This is a genomic window from Kribbella sp. VKM Ac-2568 (assembly GCF_004345365.1).
In the GTDB taxonomy this organism is placed as follows: Bacteria; Actinomycetota; Actinomycetes; order Propionibacteriales; family Kribbellaceae; genus Kribbella; species Kribbella orskensis.
In genome coordinates, this window is sequence record NZ_SLVF01000021.1 from 36886 (window position 1) to 54545 (window position 17660).

At 65.5% G+C, this 17660-nt stretch carries 18 protein-coding genes and 1 pseudogene; 11 read left to right on the plus strand and 8 right to left on the minus strand.

Annotated features, from left to right (window positions below; translation table 11 throughout):
* Positions 1-91: 91 nt before the first annotated feature.
* Together EV648_RS45455 and EV648_RS42920 are read left to right on the plus strand one after the other, a co-directional pair.
* Positions 92-667 (plus strand): integrase core domain-containing protein, encoded by a 576-nt coding sequence (locus EV648_RS45455; RefSeq protein ID WP_206751963.1) that lies wholly within the window; start codon positions 92-94, stop codon positions 665-667.
* Between the two features lie 504 nt (positions 668-1171).
* Positions 1172-1432 carry a hypothetical protein gene (locus EV648_RS42920; RefSeq protein WP_158294205.1) on the plus strand — a complete coding sequence of 87 codons (261 nt, stop codon included), beginning with the start codon at positions 1172-1174 and terminating at the stop codon, positions 1430-1432.
* 282 nt (positions 1433-1714) lie between these two features.
* Here the strand turns inward: EV648_RS42920 and EV648_RS39965 are convergent, their stop codons facing one another.
* Genes EV648_RS39965 through EV648_RS39985 form a run of 5 tightly spaced genes read right to left on the minus strand, consistent with a single transcriptional unit; the run spans position 1715 to position 5774 of the window.
* A complete protein-coding gene (locus EV648_RS39965) occupies positions 1715-2680 on the minus strand; it encodes a sigma-70 family RNA polymerase sigma factor (RefSeq protein WP_370452769.1) in 966 nt (321 codons plus the stop codon).
* Entirely contained in the window at positions 2664-3395 is a 732-nt protein-coding gene (locus tag EV648_RS39970) for a DUF899 domain-containing protein (protein ID WP_132301283.1), read from the minus strand. The genes EV648_RS39965 and EV648_RS39970 overlap by 17 nt, the downstream gene beginning before the upstream one ends.
* A gap of 30 nt (positions 3396-3425) precedes the next feature.
* Positions 3426-4217 (minus strand): hypothetical protein, encoded by a 792-nt coding sequence (locus EV648_RS39975; protein WP_199235101.1) that lies wholly within the window; start codon positions 4215-4217, stop codon positions 3426-3428.
* Complete coding sequence (locus tag EV648_RS39980; RefSeq protein ID WP_132301285.1) at positions 4204-5019, minus strand: SDR family NAD(P)-dependent oxidoreductase; 816 nt, start codon at positions 5017-5019, stop codon at positions 4204-4206. The genes EV648_RS39975 and EV648_RS39980 overlap by 14 nt, the downstream gene beginning before the upstream one ends.
* A complete protein-coding gene (locus EV648_RS39985) occupies positions 5016-5774 on the minus strand; it encodes an SDR family oxidoreductase (RefSeq protein ID WP_132301287.1) in 759 nt (252 codons plus the stop codon). The genes EV648_RS39980 and EV648_RS39985 overlap by 4 nt, the downstream gene beginning before the upstream one ends.
* A 100-nt stretch (positions 5775-5874) precedes the next feature.
* On the opposite strand from EV648_RS39985, the gene EV648_RS45460 reads away from it, so the two are divergent.
* Together EV648_RS45460 and EV648_RS39995 are read left to right on the plus strand one after the other, a co-directional pair.
* Positions 5875-6240: a tetratricopeptide repeat protein gene (locus EV648_RS45460; protein WP_199235102.1), complete on the plus strand. Its 366-nt coding sequence runs from the start codon at positions 5875-5877 to the stop codon at positions 6238-6240.
* A 1223-nt stretch (positions 6241-7463) separates the two neighbouring features.
* Positions 7464-9317, plus strand: a complete 1854-nt coding sequence (locus EV648_RS39995) for a heparinase II/III family protein (protein WP_241996079.1) — start codon at positions 7464-7466, stop codon at positions 9315-9317.
* A gap of 104 nt (positions 9318-9421) precedes the next feature.
* Here EV648_RS39995 and EV648_RS40000 read toward each other — a convergent pair.
* Positions 9422-9736: pseudogene (locus EV648_RS40000) on the minus strand (malate dehydrogenase); the annotation flags it as partial.
* Between the two features lie 891 nt (positions 9737-10627).
* Between EV648_RS40000 and EV648_RS40005 the strand changes: the two are divergent.
* Together EV648_RS40005 and EV648_RS40010 are read left to right on the plus strand one after the other, a co-directional pair.
* Positions 10628-11272, plus strand: a complete 645-nt coding sequence (locus EV648_RS40005; RefSeq protein WP_241996080.1) for an RNA polymerase sigma factor — start codon at positions 10628-10630, stop codon at positions 11270-11272.
* Positions 11269-12117 (plus strand): hypothetical protein, encoded by an 849-nt coding sequence (locus tag EV648_RS40010; protein ID WP_132301289.1) that lies wholly within the window; start codon positions 11269-11271, stop codon positions 12115-12117. Before EV648_RS40005 ends, EV648_RS40010 begins: the two co-directional genes overlap by 4 nt.
* Here the strand turns inward: EV648_RS40010 and EV648_RS45465 are convergent.
* Positions 12081-12203 (minus strand): LuxR C-terminal-related transcriptional regulator, encoded by a 123-nt coding sequence (locus tag EV648_RS45465; RefSeq protein WP_370452770.1) that lies wholly within the window; start codon positions 12201-12203, stop codon positions 12081-12083. The two genes, EV648_RS40010 and EV648_RS45465, sit on opposite strands and share 37 nt — an antisense overlap.
* An 88-nt stretch (positions 12204-12291) precedes the next feature.
* Between EV648_RS45465 and EV648_RS43585 the strand changes: the two genes are divergently transcribed.
* From EV648_RS43585 to EV648_RS45475, 5 genes are all read left to right on the plus strand, one after another.
* Positions 12292-12801 (plus strand): transposase, encoded by a 510-nt coding sequence (locus EV648_RS43585; protein ID WP_199235103.1) that lies wholly within the window; start codon positions 12292-12294, stop codon positions 12799-12801.
* A gap of 71 nt (positions 12802-12872) precedes the next feature.
* Complete coding sequence (locus EV648_RS43590; protein ID WP_199235104.1) at positions 12873-13181, plus strand: transposase; 309 nt, start codon at positions 12873-12875, stop codon at positions 13179-13181.
* A 442-nt stretch (positions 13182-13623) separates the two neighbouring features.
* Complete coding sequence (locus EV648_RS45470) at positions 13624-13935, plus strand: hypothetical protein (RefSeq protein ID WP_370452771.1); 312 nt, start codon at positions 13624-13626, stop codon at positions 13933-13935.
* A gap of 89 nt (positions 13936-14024) precedes the next feature.
* Positions 14025-15224, plus strand: coding sequence for an IS30 family transposase (locus EV648_RS40040; RefSeq protein WP_132301401.1), 1200 nt, complete (start codon positions 14025-14027; stop codon positions 15222-15224).
* A 779-nt stretch (positions 15225-16003) separates the two neighbouring features.
* Positions 16004-16354: a hypothetical protein gene (locus tag EV648_RS45475; protein WP_370452772.1), complete on the plus strand. Its 351-nt coding sequence runs from the start codon at positions 16004-16006 to the stop codon at positions 16352-16354.
* A gap of 295 nt (positions 16355-16649) precedes the next feature.
* Here the strand turns inward: EV648_RS45475 and EV648_RS40055 are convergent, their stop codons facing one another.
* Positions 16650-16967, minus strand: coding sequence for a putative quinol monooxygenase (locus tag EV648_RS40055; protein ID WP_132301293.1), 318 nt, complete (start codon positions 16965-16967; stop codon positions 16650-16652).
* Positions 16968-17660: the final 693 nt, after the last annotated feature.

Sequence of the window (17660 nt, forward strand, 5' to 3'; positions counted from 1 at the left end):
TAAGAGTCAAGAGCAATCGCCAGATCCCTTACCAGCAAGCGATTCTGGGCGCTGATGGCAACCCGTGAAAGGCCGGTTCAACCGCCCACCGGTGGAGGTGCTGTTCGACCGGATCTGCCGCGAGAACGGCGTCACCCACCGGCTCACCCCAACCTCGTTCACCCACCACGACGGGCAAGGTCGAGCGGTTCCACCGGGCGCTGCGCACCGAGTTCCGCACCGACCGGACCTTCCCCGACCTCGAGACGCGCAGGCCGAGCTCGACGCCTGGGTCGCCGAGTACAACCACCGCCGACCGCACCAGGCGCTCGCCATGGCCACTCCGGCCGACCGGTTCCTGCACACCGCGCCCGCACCGGTCACCGACCTCCGGCCGACCACCCCGACCGCCGGGTCCACCACCCCACCCGATCCCGGCCGCGGGGACGGCTACTGGGTCGTACGACGCGCCAGCCGGACCGGAGTCGTCTGCGTGAGCTGGCAACAGGTCTGCCTCGGCATCGCCGCGGCCGGCCGCAACATCGACGTCTGGGTCACCGACACCGTCCTGCAACTCTTCGACGGCAACCAACTCCTCCGCACCCAGACCCGCGACCAGCCAGGCGCGGTACGCAAGAAGAAGTCGTCGGTTCCGGACGGCCAACACCACCCTAAACTTCAAATCTGAGTGTCAAGGACCTACCGAAACAGATCCGTCACCCATCAACCGAAGGTGCTCAGGCGCACCAAAGCCCAGGTCACGTAGGTTCACTTCGCGTTCGACGCCCGAGACAAATGTGCCGGCAGTCGGAGTGAAGTGGACTCCTGCGACCGTGGCGGAGATAGCGGCGATGGTTGATCGACAAGAGCAGAATCTGCCATCGAGATCACCTGCCCAGGCTGGAGTTGGCCTCCTGTGGTGATCGGTGCCTCCATCATCGATCGCGGGTCGTCCACGTCGTTCATGACCCTGACCCTGGCCTGCTCCGGCAGTTGGATCGTGTACCAGTGCACGCGTTCCGAAGGTAGGGGTCGGGCAGGATCTCGATGTTTCCACAAACGGTGATGTGTTTGGCAATGATCGGAATGGTCTGGCCGTGGGGGCCACGTTCCCCACGGACCGCAGGTCGCGGTGCGGAGGTCAGGCGTGGTCTGGTTCGCGGTCCTGGCGCGGTAAGCGCACGCCGGGGGCGTGCCCGCGATCAAGGACGCGCACTCACGATGTGGTGCTGGATCTGGGCTGTGGCGGCGGGCGGACCGGGACGCGGCCAAGAAGCTCGTGGAATCCGCCGGCGGGGTGTGGCGGCTGATCTTTTTCAAGGTGGTCCGGGAGGAATTGCTGCGCCATCTGCGTGACGCGGCGTGGTTCGGGCAGGCCGAGTGCGGCGATGGTCTTCTTGACAGCCGGGGTCAGCTCGGTGCGCTGGCGGAAGGACCCGGCGGGGGCCCGTGAAGGTGCCCAGATGCAGGCGTTGGAGTTCGTCGCGTAGCTTCGTGCGATGAACGACCGCGGGCCCCGCAGAGGTCGGCGGCGATACTGAATAGTCGGACGCGTTCTGATTGCCGATGCTGTTGATCGTCTTGGTGATCGAGTGCGCGATGGTAGATCTGCCGCATGACGCGGTCGGCGGCGTCGGCCGAACCGAGCATGAGGTGGCAGAACAGTCGCAGCTGTGCGTGAAGTTCCTCGTTGTGCTGGGTGATGGTTTCTGGTTCGGACATGCCGTTGCCCGTGTCAGAGCCCGAACAGTGGAAACAGCCCTGAGCCGTGGAACGCGACGATCCGGCAGACTCCCTCGGTTGTGAGTGTCAGTACGTGCAGCGCATGTGGGTGGTGTGCGCCGTCGCGGCCGCGGGCGTACACCGCGAAGGCGGGTTGTCCGTTGGCGGAGGTGGGGACCAGTGCGGCCGGTCCGATCACTGGCATCTGTTTGGCCAGGAAGGCGAGGATGGTGTCGCGGCCTTCGAACCAGGTCGCGATCGGCGGCATTTCCCATCTGGCGTCCTCGGTCAATACCGCGACGAGTTGATCGACGTCGGCGGTTTCGAAGGCGGTGACGTATCGGTCGAGCAGTGCCCGCTGTCGTGGCTCGGCGGGTTCGGTCAGGTCGTCTTGGCTGAGCGGAACCTGGGCTCGGGCGCGCTGGAGCGCGCTGTTGACGGCCGCTGTCGTCATCTCCAGCAGTTGCGCCACCTCGGCGGTACGCCATTGCAGCACGTCGCGAAGAATCAGCACGGCTCGCTGTCGCGGCGGCAACTGCTGGAGTGCTCCCACCAGCGCGAGCCGCATAGTCTGTCGTTCCACCACGACCGTCGCCGGATCGGCCGGTGCGGTGGTGAACAGGAAGTCGGGTATCGGCTGGAGCCACGGCACCTCCCGAGCTTGTGCGCCGAGCGCCGCATCCAGGTCAGTCTGGGGGGCGCCGAGATCCGCGGGCAGAGGCCTGCGTCTACTTTTTTCCAGCGCCTTGAAACACGCCCGGGTCGCGATACGGTACAGCCAGGTACGCAGCGACGACCGTCCCTCGAACGCGTCGTAGGCACGCCAGGCTTCGAGGTAGACGTCTTGCACCACCTCTTCGGCCTCGTCGACCGAGCCGAGCATGCGGTAGCAGTAGGCGAGCAGCTCGCGCCGGAACGGTTCGCTCAGCCTTCCGAAATCCTTGTCGCCGGCGGCCTTGGCTTCAGTCATGGTGTGCATGATCCGCCGATTCTGTGGTGGCGGGGTGCGCGGCTCGCCCGGTCGAGCCGTATTCGTCGTGTCGCTTCAGCCACGAATATCGCGGCACCTGGGGGTATCCGTCGGGGGAGTCCTCCCAGTCCTCTTGGCGTCCGAGTGCGGTGAAGTCGAGGGAGCCCAACGTCCCTCCCATCGGCTCGTGCTCGCGATCGTTGATGAAGTACGTGCGGTAGACGTTGTCGCCGTCACGGGAGAATGCGTTGGTGCCGTACCAATCGGCCACGCCGAAGTCGGCGTCGAAGCTGTCGGTGATCGTGTACCAGGGCATGGCCCAGCCCATGAGCGCTTTCATCCGTTCGATGTCGGGTTGGGGTGAGCGTGAGGCGAACGCCAGGGTGGTGTCGCGGGCGTTGAGATGCGCCAGATGGGCGACCTGGTCGGCCATCAGCGAGCAGCCGACGCACGCGTGGTCGGGCCAGCCGTCCACGCCGGGCTCGAAGAAGGCGCGGTAGAGCAGCAGCTGGCGGCGGCCCTCGAACAGGTCGGGCAGGCGGGCTGTTCCGTTGGGCCCGTCGAAGAGGTATTCCTGGTCGACCTTCAGCCACGGCATCCGCCTGCGGTCAGCGGCTAGGGCGTCGCGAGTGCGAGTCAGGTCTTTTTCCTTCGCCAACAGCCGCAAGCGCACCGCCTCCCATTCCGCCGGCGTGACGACCGGGGCTTGGTGGGTGTTGTTCATCGTGATGTCCTTGTGTGGGGAGAGTTCGGATCAAGAGATGGTGATGTCGGCCATATCGATGGCGACCAGGACGATCTGGTCGTCGCCCACCGGGGCGTAGGCCCGTCGGGTGGCGGGGATGATGATGCCGTCGACATCGCGGTAGTCGGCGGCGTAGAGCTGTGACTCGGTAGTCGGGTCTACGATGTCGATTGTGAAGTCGTGGCGGCGCAGCAAACCGTCCGAGCCGAAGCAGAACACCTGCGTACGAGTGTGGCTCTTGATGTGATCGGGGAACGTCACGCTCAACCGCCGCCAAGTTTCACCGTCGGCCTCAATCGAGGCGATCTCCTCGCAGACGAACCCCGGCCACGTGAGCAGGAACGGCGTATTCACATACGTCCACAATGCTTCCCCAGTGAAGTACGCCAGATGGAGGTCGTCCCAGGGGGTCTGGAACTCGTGGCCGGCGAACGAGCGCTCCGGGTCCTCGCGTGTGTCGACGACCGTGCCATCGGGTTGCTGAAGGACGACCTGTTCGGGCTGGAACAGTGAGCGTCTGTCCTGAGCGAGGTAGTCCATGGTCAGCCGTTGGTGTGTGGTGTCCACCTCGAAGCGGACGTCGCTCATCGCGTTCGCCTTTCCCTTCATTTCCCAGAAGGCCCCGCTGATGGCGGCATCGACGCGGATCGTCTTGATCCGGTTCCACCGGTCCAAACCGCCGTGCGCGGCGACCGCGGTCGCGAGTAGATCGTTCATTGGTTTGCTCCTCTGATTCTGATAAGGGTTTGCCCGACCGCCGATGTCGTGGCGGTCGGGCGTGTTGTGATCAGTCGACGACAATTCCGCCGGTCAGGTTGGCGACGGTTCCAGTCATCGCCGCAGCTTGGTCGGAGGCGAGGAATACCGCGAAGGAAGTAAGTTCGGCCAGTGTGGTGGGGCGTTTGCGGTGCGTCATCGAGGTGACCATGGCGGTGAACTGGTCTTTTGGGATGCCCATCGCGTCGGCGTGTAGTCCGTAGACGACGTCGATGGTCGGTGTGTCGACCATGCCTGTGGTGCGCAGGCAGATCGAGCGGACGCCATGCTGGGCCCATTCGGCCGACAACGCGCGGTTGAGCGCTTCCATCGCCGCCCAGCCCACGCTCATGCCCCCGACCAGCGGCAGACTCACACGAGCGGGTTCGGGCGTGTGCATCATGATCACTCCCGATCCTTGGGGGATCATGTGTCGTGCGGCGGATTTCGCGGTGACGAAGTGGGCCTGGGCGTATGTCGTGATCGGTTGCATGAAGTTGTCGACCGGTAGGTCGGTGAACGGGATGCCCTGCAGTCCCTGCGGGGAGATTCCGATCGCGTTGAACGACACGTCGATGCCGCCAGCGTCGGCCACGACCGCGTCGAGGTGTTCGGTGACGGATTTCTCATTCAGGGCGTCGACCACGGCGGTCTCGACCGCTCCACCCGCAGCGGAGATTTCCTTTGCGACGGTGTTGACGCCGTCAGCATTTCGCCCGGTCAGGAAGACCCGGGCACCTTCGTGGGCGAATCCGCGGGCGACCGCGCTGCCGACCGCTCCGCCCGCGCCATAGACGACCACGTTCTTGTTTTCCAGCAACATATCCTTCTCTTTCTTGTTGTTCACGCGAGCGCGTGAAGTCCGTGACCGGTGAGCTGGTATTCCCCCAGCTCGTCCCGGTTGCCGCTGTCCCCGCACAATCGCGCGATCTCGGCGCCGACCATGGCGGGCGTGAGCAGCGGCTCAAGTGCTGCCGTGAACGTGGCGGTGTCGATTCCCTGGCGCTCGGCGTAGGCGGCGACACCGGCAGCTCCGAGATCGGTGGCAGGTGTGAGTTGCGGCAGCACGGTGGCGAAGCGGATGCCGAGGCCGGCACGGCGGGATTCGTCCGCGGCGTAGGAGGCCAGGAATCGGATCATCGCTTTCGCGCCCGCGTATCCGCCGCTCAGAGGTGAGCCGCGCAGGGCAGCCCCGCTGGATATCGCCACCACCTGGCTGCCGGGCGTCAGCGGGTGGCGCAGTGCCGCGCGGATCCAATGGAAAGCGTGTTGGGTGTCGACCTGCCAGTTGCGGCTGAACGATTCCCAGGACTGTTCGTGTACCGGGCCGATGGCGGGTGTCGCGCCCGCGTTGAGCACGAGCAACGTCGGTTGGTGTTGCTCGATCAGGGTGCGGGCGGTCTCCGCGTCGGTCGCGTCGGCGACAACCGGGACGAACGCCGCACCCAATCGTCGGTGCACGTCCGCCAATGCGTCGGCGGTGCGCGCAACGCCGACGACCCGGTGACCTTGGTCGATCAGCGCGGCGGCGATCGCCGATCCGAAGCCGCGGCCCGCTCCGGTGACTACCGCCGTGGTCTGTGACTGGCGCGATGAGTTCATACCTATACAGAGGCGAGCTCACCGCGAAAGTCATCGCTGCGGCTCGGTTCGGGTTGCCGACACGGATTCGTCGAACAACCTCAGCGCCATCACACCATGCGTGGCGGTACCGCCCGCACACCGCCGCGGCGACCATCGCGACACGCTGTCGTCGCGGAACAACCTCGCCGGCGCCTACCAGTCGGCGGGGGACCTGGGCCGCGCGATCCCGCTGTATGAGCAGACGCTGGCGGATCGGCAGCGGGTGCTCGCCGAGCAGGCCGAATCCACGAACTTCGGCTGGTGTTGGGAGGCTACGAGCCGCCGCCGAACTTCCGGGCCGAAGGTGGCTATGTCGCGTTCACGGAACCGATCGGAGTCAACAAGCTCAGCGTGCATGAGGAGCGATTCACCGCCGAGCAGCCACCCGGCTATCCGGTCCAGTTGTCCACTACCTTCCAGCTCGGCTCTCAACTGGATGGTCTGAACCATGTGGGCTCGGCGAGACAGCCGCAACCTCAACTGCCGGGACCTCGGGGGTGCCTGGACGAGACAGCAACTGGGCGAGGCGTTCTACGATGACTGGTGGGGAATTCAGATCGCCGCCGTCGCGTTAGGTGCATGGCTACTCGGCGTCGCGCTCACAGCTGGTGGAAACCTTGGTGGCCGAGCAGGGACGCCGCTTATGTTTCGGGATATTCGGAACCTCGGCACGACATACCACCGGGGGCGGCACAAGGTGCAGACGGAAAGGGGACAACTCGCGAGCCCGGAACCAGCGGGTCGTCGGATGAGTAGCCCGGCGTGGACGCGATGCCGGGCCAGTTGGTCCGCCCTGCGAGGCAATAGGTGCAGTGGGCAGCAGTGGCGCGCCCGCCCCGCTCGTCCGTCGTACCGCCAGGCTGGCTTGCCGTTACACGGCGACGCTATTTGTGGACCGGGGCCTCGTGTGGTGCGCGAAGCTTGCCGATCCGGAGTACGTCGCGAGCCGGCAGCCGCGACGGGGTCAGCATAAGGGCTGACGCCGTTCTGGGTGGCTGCCTGCGGCTGCGGATTCTGGGTCGGCCGTACCCACCGCACGTTCGACACCTTGCTCCTGCTGGGCGTCGGCGCCGCCATCGGCCTGATCGTCACCAACTGACCCCGGCCGCTCGACGTCGCGGGCCGGATGCAGGCGGGTAGACCATTCCCGCCGCCCATTCGCGGCGCTGAGAGCCCTATGTCGTGATCGCCGGGAACCCAATAGGGCGATCGCGACATAAGACAGGTATGCGGTGACAATTCCTGCCGCACTGTCGACGTCGTGTTGAGTAGGTGGCTTTGTGAATTCGTCGTCCGGCAAGAAGGTGAATCGTTGGACGCGGTGCTCGCGGTTGGCGGAACTGAACGCCGCCATGAACCTGTTTGAGAGATTGTAGATCTGGATTTGGGTGCGGTGGATGACTCGTGAACTTATAGGAAGCCCAGGGATTATTATGAGTGACGAGACGAGTTTGTCATCCACCGCAGCGGTGATTTGCCGTCGCCCGGCTGAGTGAAACTCCTCGGCATTTCGATACCTGTGGAGACATCCGGCCGCTGACGGGCCGGATCTGGTAGCCGTCGATTGTTCGGTCGACGGCTGCTCACGCACGTTTTGTGCGCCAAAACGACCTGAGGTGCTTCAGCCTGCCCATTTTCAGCTGAGTCGCGCCCGTCTGGGGTGGAATTGTGAGGAAGCGGAAGACGGCTTGGCGACATGGCCGGTTGATCTGCGGGGTAGTGGTGTTCGCCGTCGTCACCGTGTTCGCGGCGACCGGGATGGCGGACCGCGGCATCCGGGACCTGTTGCAGGCGCGGGCGCACGTGACCGGTACCTACACCTGCCCGGGCTACAGCGGCATCGACAGCGCCAACCCGGTCACGGACCTGAGGAGGGACACCTTCACGTGGGGCGACTTCGGGCCAGCCAAGGTGGGCGACGGCAAGGGCGACATCGACTGGCGGCTCAACCCGTACAAGAACCCGAGCTGGTACATGTGGTTGCACTCGCTGCGGTGGCTCGGGCTCGGCATCAGCGCCGCCAGCAAGGGTGACAGGGCGGCGCTGGCCCACGTGACCGCGATCGTGGAGGACTGGGTGCATGACAACCCGTACTCCTGGAAGAACGACGTCGGCGCCTACGAGTCGACCATGCACCGCACGAACGTGCTGATCTGCACCCGGCAGGCGATCCTGTCCGGGCTGAGGGTGCCTACCCTGCCGGCCGGCTACTCCTGGCTCGACAAGGCGCTGGTCGAACACGCGAAGTTCCTGATCAAGAACTACAGCGGAGACGGGAACCACGGCACCGACGAGGCCCTGGCGCTGTTCGGTGTCGGGTGCACGCTGAACCGACCGTCCTACCTGCACACCGCGGAGAGCCGGCTGACGAACGCGATCAAGACGGCGATCGACAGCGCGGGCTCCACCAACGAGCAGTCCACCGCCTACGCGCAGTTCAACTACACGCTCTGGGGCCGGGCCGAAGCGGTCCTGAAGCAGTGTGGCGCCGATCCCGGTACGACGATCAGCAAACGCCGGGCCCTGATGGCGAACTGGCTCGCGCTCGCCACCAACTCACTCGGCCGGCTGCACCAGATCGGCGACTCCGAGGCCGTCAAGACGATGTCGGACCCCGGCACCCCGCTCGAGTACGCCGCCTCGCTCGGGACCAAGGGAGTCGCGCCGACCCAGCGGATCGGCATCTTCGACGCCGGCTACGTGTTCGGCCGGACCGGCTGGGGACAGACCCGCCCCTTCTCGCAGGAGTCGACTTACAGCATCCGCTTCGGGCCTGCCCGCGAGAAGCACGGGCACAACGACCACATGGCGATCACATACACCTCGCGGGGACGCGAGATCCTCGTTGACGGCGGTCACGCGGGCTACCAGACCGACAAGTGGCGGGCCTGGGCCAGGAGCCAGGCCGCGCACAACTCACTGACCACGCCGATGACGCCGGACCGGAACTTCGCCACCACGCTGAAACGGTCGCGGATCGAGCCGGACTCCGAGTTCTACGAGTTCACCGACCAGCCGGGCACCGGGATCGACCGGACCCGCGGCGTACTGGTGCTCAAGGATCCCGACCTGCTGGTCGTGCTTGACCAGGCCACTTCGACGACACCCCAGCAGTTCCAGACCCTGTGGCACCTGCCGGACGACCAGAACGTCACGGTCCGCTCGCCGACCACCGCGGTGGCGAAGAAGCCGGGTGGCGGAACCCAGACGTTCCTGTTCCAGATCCCGTACCGCCAGCAGTTGCCGACCGACGCGATCCAGGTCGAGAAGGGCGAGTCCGACCCGGTCCAGGGCTGGCACTACCCGGACATCTTCACCCGCAAACCGGCCCCGACGGTGATGTTCAACCGCTCCGGCCAGTCCGCGACGATCCTGTCCGTCATCGCGCCGGTCAAGACCTCGCAGCCGGCGAGGTACACCGCACGCCGGGCCGGCTCGACGCTGATCGTGGACCTGAACATCGACGGCCACCACACGTCGATCGGCGTCACCCCGGGAGGCACGCTGCACCGCCTCACGTGAGTCGGAGAAAGCCCCGGCTCGATGCCTGCCGGATCCGCTGATCCCCCTCAGAACAAAGAGAAACCCGGGGCCACATCCCGTCCTTGGTGGTCACCGGGAACGAGGAGACTCAGCTTCTTGAGGTCGGTCACGTGGGTGCCGGTCTTCTTCGCGAGCTGGGCCAGCGCGCGGTTGTGGTCCAGCCGGGTCAGCGCCGAGAACCGCTCGGCCGGGATGTCCGGGGCGTTGCTGCGGGCGATCAGCGCGTTGGTGTTGGCCGGGTTGCCGGTCGCGGTGATCCGGATGTCGTCCGCCGCGTGCTCGTTCAGCGCCTTGCCCTGGACGGTGAAGATCGCGCCGTTCGCCTCCAGCAGGTCGCCGCGCTCCATCCCCCTGGTCCGGGGGCGGGCGCCGACCAGCAGGGCCACGTTCGCGCCGTCGCGAGCCGTCCAGCCTGCTGGTCGAGACGATCCACCTTGCGATCCGACGTCGGAGTGGTGAACCGGCCTTGTTCTGCGGGAATTCAACTCGACGCTTTGCCGGGCGCAAGCCCGGGGTGGATCAGATCGAGCACCTGCAGAAACTGTGAGACAGCACAGCCGTCCCGTCGAAGACTCGACAGGACGGCTGTGACCCTATTACGGGGTCCAGGCTGAATCCGACTTGCAGCTGGCGCACATCGTGGCTCCAAGGCTCACCGTGTTGCGCGGAGATACGGAGTAGGTGACTCGCTTCCACATCGTTACGTTGAAAGTCCCCCACGGCTGGCAAGTGACACGCCCGTCACCGTGGTAACGGGGGATTCGGTACGCCTGAACGAGGCCTCCCGGTGACAGTCCGTAACGCTTTCCCGGCTCGGTAGGTACCGTCCGCCCGCTCATCACCGTGTTGGTGGTGGCCGACGTGTGGCCGTTCGACCCATCCAATGACGTCCGAAACAGAGATCTGCACGCTAGCCACGAACGGAACCTTGATTTCCGTCGCCGTCGTCGCCGATGCACTGTGCTTGTTTCCGTTGCTGAATGATTGGTCGCCGACTCCATCTGACTGGTCGAGTACGACCATGTCATCGTTCCGGCACGGTCCTCCTCGTACCAGTAGTCGGAGCCCGTGTCGCGGTCGGTGAAATCGCGCGGAATGCCGACTGGTGCCGTCATGCTGCAGTAGACGTCAGGCCACCGTCCGGCGGTGTGACAAGAAGCGCGGAGGCGGTAACGGCCGCGGCGGCTCTTCTCGCACCGGGACCTCGGTCTGGCGCTCACGACATAGGGAAGGGTGAGGCCCTCGAGCGGGGCAGAATCGGGTGCGCTTCAGGAGGATGGATGAGAGTGATGACAAGGCCAGCGCCGGACCAGGGGGAGTTCGAGGGGATGGCGGGTTCGCTGGCGACGATGAGTGACCGGGAGTTGTGGCGCCGGGCGAGCGACGGGGGGACGGAGTCGTTCGCCCGGTTGTTCGACCGGCACGCCAAGGCGGTCTACAACTTCCTGTTCCGCCGTACGGCGTCCTGGAGCGACGCGGAGGACCTCACTTCCTCGGTGTTCCTGCACGCCTGGCGCCGTCGAGAACAAGTTGTTCTCGTGCACGAGTCAGCCCTTCCCTGGCTCCTGCGTACCGCGGACTACGTGTATCGCAACGAGCGGCGCAAACAGCACTTCCGCTGGGCGACCGTGCTGAAGCATGTCCCGATGACCGATGAGCCGGATCTTGCCGATGGCGTCGCGTCGCGAGTCGACGACGAACGCGAGGCCGGTCGGTTGCGCCGGCTGCTGCACAAGTTGCCCCGGCAGGAACGCGAGATCGTCGAGCTCTGCTTCTGGGCGGGCCTCGACCAGCAGGCCGCCGCCGTCGCGCTCGACATTCCACTCGGCACGGTGAAGTCGCGGCTGGCGCGGGCCCGCAAACGCCTCCGCGGCCTCACTGTCGCTGATACTCCCACCCGTGGCACGGACGATTCCCTGGAGAGCCTGTCATGAACGAACTACTCACCCGTCGTCCTGAACGCCCCATGCCGGCCGGACACCACGAGAAGCGCCGCTCCGAACTGCTCGAAGCGATCGGAGGAGAGGCTGAGACTCCCCGGCGTCGCTCAGCCACCCCCCTGCTGGCAGCCGCGGCAGTTCTCGCGGTGGTCGGCGGCCTCGCGTTCGGAGTACCGGCGCTTCGTGACAACGCACAGCCTCCCGTGGGCGCCACGTCGGAGGGATCCAGCACCGAGGACGGCGTCGGTGAGAAGCCGGCCGTCCGGACCTTGTCCGCGGCCGAGCAGGCCCGCTTCCTTGCGGACTGCATCAAGGCGGTCGACAAGGCCACGACCGGTCAGCCGCTCCGAATCAAGTACTTGCAGGCGGTCGACGGGTTCGAGTTCACCAAAGTGTCCGATCCAGGTCAGGTCAGGTCGTGGCTGATCATCAGGGCAACCTTCGGTTCCACGCGCCTACGCCAGTCCAAGGTCGGCGCCGTGCTCTGTGGACGCAACGGAGCGGGGGTGATCAGCGATGCCGTGAAGGTGATCAGCGATGCCGTGAATGCCCCTCACGCAGCAAGCGGCTCGCTCATGTCCACCCCGGTCACAGCGCTGGCTCTCAACGCTGGGCTCGCGCTCAACACCGTCACCCGGGTCACGTCGCAGAAGGGCAGCGGTCCACAGGTCGAGGCCGCCCTGCGAGGCGGCTATTGGTTCACGCCGACGCCGGGCCACGACAAGCTCTTCGGAGGCCGCTCGGACGACCACGGCCTCTTCGGAGAGACGATTCGCGCCTATGACGTCAACAACAAGCTGGTCTACACCACCGGGATCACGGTCCGTTGGGACAGGTGAAGCTGCTCGCCGATCCCCCGATTCGTCAGACCGTCGGCGGCCAACCGTGCGATCTGCCCGAAGGTGCGCAAGCCGGTGGCCGCCAAGGCTCTCGATGACGCGCTCCGGTCGATCTACGACGACGGGAAGCAACTGCCGAACGCTCCCGCTAACTAGTGCGGCGCCGTCTATGTGATGGACAACTACGCCACGCACAAACGCGTCGAGGTCCGCGACTGGCTCGCCGCGAACCCGCGGATCAAGGTCCACTTCACTCCCAGCTCGGGATCCTGGCTGAACATGATCGAGGTCTGGTTCGGCATCATCGAACGCCAAGCCATCCACCGCGGCACCTTCAGACCCGTCCACGACGTCAACACCAAGATCCGCGCCTTCATCACCGGCTGTAACGACCGCTGCCGCCCCTTCGTCTGGACCAAAACCGCCGACCAAGATCCTCACCAGAGCCAACCGTCAAACAACTTCAGACTCGGTACCTCGCGCTCGATCGACGGGCCGCTGATCCTTGGGTCGGACATCGCTCATGAGGGCAGCCTGGTCGCGACAACTTCGTCGCGCGGGCTCGCTACTGGGCCGAAGATGCATGCCTCATGTAGGCCCGTCGAGCAGCAGAGTTGTAGCAACAGGCCGTTGTCCAGGCGACTCCCTGAAACTGGAAAGAGAAGCTACGCGGCGGCGTTGTAGATAGGGTCTGGTGCACGGAGAAGTGTCATCTGAGTTGGGGTGTCGCGAGGCTGGCCTGGAAGGATGTTGCTGTGCCCAGGCCTTATCCGCGTGAGTTCCGTGACGACGTGGTTCGTGTTGCCCGTGACCGAGGGCCTGGTGTGACGGTCGAGCAGATCGCCAGGGACTTCGGGGTACACCCGATGACGCGGTTCAAGCGGCTGCGTCAGGCCGAGGTGGACGAGGGCGCGAGGCCAGGTGTGTCCCGGGGTGAGTCGGCCGAGCTGCGGGAGGCCCGCCGGCGGATCAAGCTGCTGGAGCATGAGAACGAGGTGCTGCGCCGCGCGGCGGCGTACCTGTCGCAGGCCAGCCTTGCGGGAAAAGGCTCTACCCGCTCGTGAGCGAGCTGGCTGCTGCCGCGGTTCCGGTGGCGGTGACGTGCCGGGTACTGAAGATTGCTCGCGAGCCGTACTACCGCTGGCTGGTTCGGCCGGTCACTCCTGCCGAGCTCGAGCAGGCCTACCGGGCCAACGCGTTGGTCGACGCGCGACCCGGCGTTCGGGTACCGGTTCCTGGTCGACGAGGCCCGCGATGCTGGTGAGCCGATGGCGGATCGGACCGCGTGGCGAATCTGTTCTGGCATGGGCTGGTGGAGCGTGTTCGGCAAGAGGAGGCGTGGCAAGAACGGCAAGAAGCCCGGGCCACCGGTCCATGGCGACCTCGTCCGCGTGACTTCACCGCCACCGCACCGAACCGGCTGTGGCTCGCCGACATCACCGGACACCACACCAGCGAAGGCAAGCTCTACTGTGCGCGATCAAGGACGTCTACTCGAACAGGATCGTGGGCTACTCCATCAACTCGCGGATGAAATCCCGGATCGCGGTGGCCGCGCTCGGCAACGCGGTCGCCCGCCGCAACGAGGTCACCGGCTGTGTCCTGCACACCGACCGCGGATCGCAGGGCGGATTCAATCGGTTGTCGCAACACCTCGGACACGGAGGTTTGCGATGGGGCGGGGAAAGAACCGGTTGCCGGAGGTGTCGGCGGGTGCGCGGCGGCAGTGGGCGGCGGATCGAGCACTGCGACCGCCGATGCGTTCACCGGGCCGGCCTGAGCCCTCGCGTGCGGTGCAGCGTGAGTTCTGGCGGCTGATCGCGTCGGGCGTGACGACGGTCGAGGCCGCTGAGTCCGTTGGTGTGTCGTGGCCGGTCGGGGCCCGCTGGTTCCGTCACGCTGGCGGCATGCCGCCGATCAGCCTGGACGAGCCCACGGGGCGGTACTTGTCGTTCGCGGAGCGGGAGGAGATCGCGCTGCTGCGCGCCAAGGAGGTCGGCGTGCGCGAGATCGCCCGCCGGATCGGACGTGACCCCGGGACGGTCTCTCGCGAGCTTCGTCGCAACGCGGCGACCAGGAGCGGCAAGCAGGTCTACCGGGCCTTGGTGGCGCAGTGGAAAGCGCAGCAGGCCGCGAAGCGCCCGAAGACAGCCAAGCTGGTGAACAACGACAGGTTGCGTGAGTACGTGCAGGAGCGGCTGGATGGGAGCGTCCACCGACCCGACGGCACGATCGTCGCGGGCCCCGAGACCCCCGTATGGAAAGGGCTGAACAAACCGCACCGGCAGGACCGGCGATGGGCGACGGCGTGGAGTCCGGAACAGATCTCCCAGCGGCTCCGGGTCGACTTCCCCGATGATGAGTCCATGCGCATCAGTCATGAGGCGATCTACCAGTCGCTGTTCATCCAGCGGCGTGGCGCGCTCAAGCGAGAGCTGGTCGCGTGTCTGCGCACGGGCCGGGCGCTGCGGGAACCGCGAGCCCGATCACGCAACAAGCCACGGGGGCATGTCACCGCGGATGTCGTCCTCAGCGAACGCCCCGCCGAAGCCGCCGATCGCGCCGTTCCAGGGCACTGGGAGGGGGATCTGATCATCGGGACGGGCCGATCCGCGATCGGCACGCTCGTCGAGCGCAGCAGCCGATCCACGCTCCTGGTGCATCTGCCCCGGCTGGAGGGCTGGGGCGAGAAACCACCCGTGAAGAACGGTCCGTCGCTTGGCGGCTACGGCGCCGTCGCGATGAACGCCGCGTTAGCTGCCTCGATCACACGGCTACCAGAACAGCTGCGTCAGACGCTCACCTGGGACCGCGGGAAGGAACTGTCCGGGCATGCGCAGCTCACCCTCGATACCGGGACAAAGGTGTTCTTCGCCGACCCGCACTCGCCATGGCAGCGACCGACGAACGAGAACACGAATGGCCTGCTGCGCCAGTACTTCCCGAAGGGCACCGATCTATCCAGGTGGTCCGCCGAGGACCTCGAAGCCGTCGCCCTCGCGATCAACAACCGGCCCCGCAAGATCCTCGACTGGCGAACCCCGGCCGAGGTCTTCGAGGAGCAGCTACGCTCACTACAACAGCCCGGTGTTGCATCGACCGGTTGAACTCGCCCAGTTCCGGTCCAGGAAGTTCGTGCGCGCACTCGGTCGCCACGACTTCGTCATGCGGGAGTCTTCGCCTTCGCGGACGATCACGGAGGTCGTCTATAACCTTGATCATACTGAAGGTGCATTATTCGGATCTCATATAAGATGGTTCTAAGGGGCTCCTGCAGTTGGGGGCCGCTGTCCACGTCAGATCACCACTGGAGATCCTCTTGTCCGAGTAAATGGTCTACGCCATCCAGTTCCTTTGCCAGGAGCGGACGACGCTGCGTGTTCAGCCGCACTGGAGAGTCGGATCAGTCCCGTTCCGCTGATCCACGGCGTGACAGCTCCGGCCGCAGTACGGCTGGTGCTCCATATCTCCCACAGAATCTCCAACTGCCGACAGTGACCAGGCTCTGGCAGATCCAGGCTGCGCTCCTACTTGCGTTCACCGGTGACCGCAACGCCCGAAGCGACCGCTTACGCCGAAGCGCGCAGGGCGACCCCACCTCTCGATGAGGTCATTGCACGTCCAGTCGAACACGGCGATGAACACGTACTGAAGTTCACCGAGGCATGCCTTCGCGAGCATGGCTTGGCGCCCGACGCCGGTACGCTGCCGCGGCTGTGGCAGCCATCCAGCGGATCCGCGCCGGTGATGGCCTCCGAGGCAGAGCGCCATTATGAATGCAGGCGACCGATGAACGTCAGCTGCCTGGGCGACAGCATCTACCAAGGGGCAGGTCAGCGCGAACTACGTAGGGTTCCTCCAGGAGCGCCTGGCCGGGCGCGGCATCATGGTCACCAACTACGGCGTCAACGGTGATCTGGCGTACAACGCGCTGCAGCGCGTACACCAGATCATCGATAACCGTCCGGATGTCGTCACCGTGCATGTCGGCGCCAACGATGCCAACGCGAGTCTCAGCAACAAGAACCTCCGGATAGATGACCCGGACGAAGCGGCTACCTACCCGCCCGACGATCGAGTGGTACCGCGACAACCTTGTCGAAATCGCCCGCCGGCTGAGCCAGGAGAGATCAGCGCGGATCGCGCTCCTCTCGCTCCCGGTCATCAGGGAAGACCTCGACTCGGAACCGGTACGCCGGTCAGCCCGATACAGCGCGATGGTAGGCGAAGTAGCTGACGAAACGGATCTACCTACCGACCTTTGCACGAGCGCCAGGTCGACAACCTCCGCCACCACAACTGTGACTCCGACCGCCAGCGCCGGCGGCTCGCCGGGCGGTACCGCGGACGCATCAATGAACAGGTCACCCGCCAGACCGCAGCATCAAACGGCACCAGCCGCCGCAACCGTGCGGACGCTTGCACGAACATCCCGAGCGCGTCGGGTCTTCCGTCGCATTCAACGACAACAGTCGATGCTCGCCGTCCAACCGACTCATCCGTTTCCCCAACTCGGCAGCGCAATCACAACCTCAGGGCGCGGGCTCTTCTCCCTGAAGGGGAAGCTTGGCCGCCACGATGTCGGTAGAGGTGAATGTCGGCGGTTCGGCGATGAGGTCCGACAGGTTGCCAGTGACCCGCACCTTCCCCGCCTCGAGGTGGAATTGCCTGCCCGCATCGTGAGGGAACGCGTCGACCACGGCGAAGCTGGTCGGCCCGAGGCGCAGAGCCAGCCAGACCGTGGTATCAGGTTCTTCGAGTACCGCGGCAAGCGCCGCCTTGAGGTGTTCCTCAAGCTCGCCATCCCGACCGGGCTTTGCCTCGATTCGAACGAACAGCCCCTTCGTCACTCTCACTTCTTCATGCTGGGCAGGCCGAGCGCCTGGCTGGGCTGTTCCGTTCGTGCTCAACGGCTTCTTCCTTCGTTGTCTTGGCCGCGCATCCGGCCGATCAGTTGTGCCAAGCTCCACCGATTGGATTAGTATCAGTATCATAGCATATTGATCTCATATTAAACTTGCCTGTGCGCCACACCTGGCACGGGGCTGGTGAAGTCGGTGGCGCTGCGGCCTGCAATGAATTTGCTTGTCGCCTCTAACTGATCGCCCGTCGCACCACCGCACCGATCAAATATGGATCATATGACTATCATATGATCCCGCCGCGCTGCAAAGATTGGACGCCAAGGCTTTATGTGACTTGATCGAGCCCCCGCGGCCTGTACGACGAACTGCGGGCGGTCCTGCGGGTCGGTGGTCGTCCGCAGGGCACGCTCAGCCTCTTCCGAACCAGCAGGGCATTCAGCCGCGCCGACGTGGAATTCGTGAACTCGCTCGTCACACCGTTGGCCCGGCGGCTCCGCTCCTACGCCACGCCCGGTCAGTACGCCGCAACTGCGGGCCGCCCGGGGTTGCTCCTCTTCGACCCGGCGGGCCGCCTGGTGTCTGCCAACGACGAGGCCCGGCTTTATCTCGAAGAGCTATCGGATGGCGGTCCGTCAGGCGCCAGCCGGCTGGTCTCCAGGTTCCACCACCCTGGCTGCA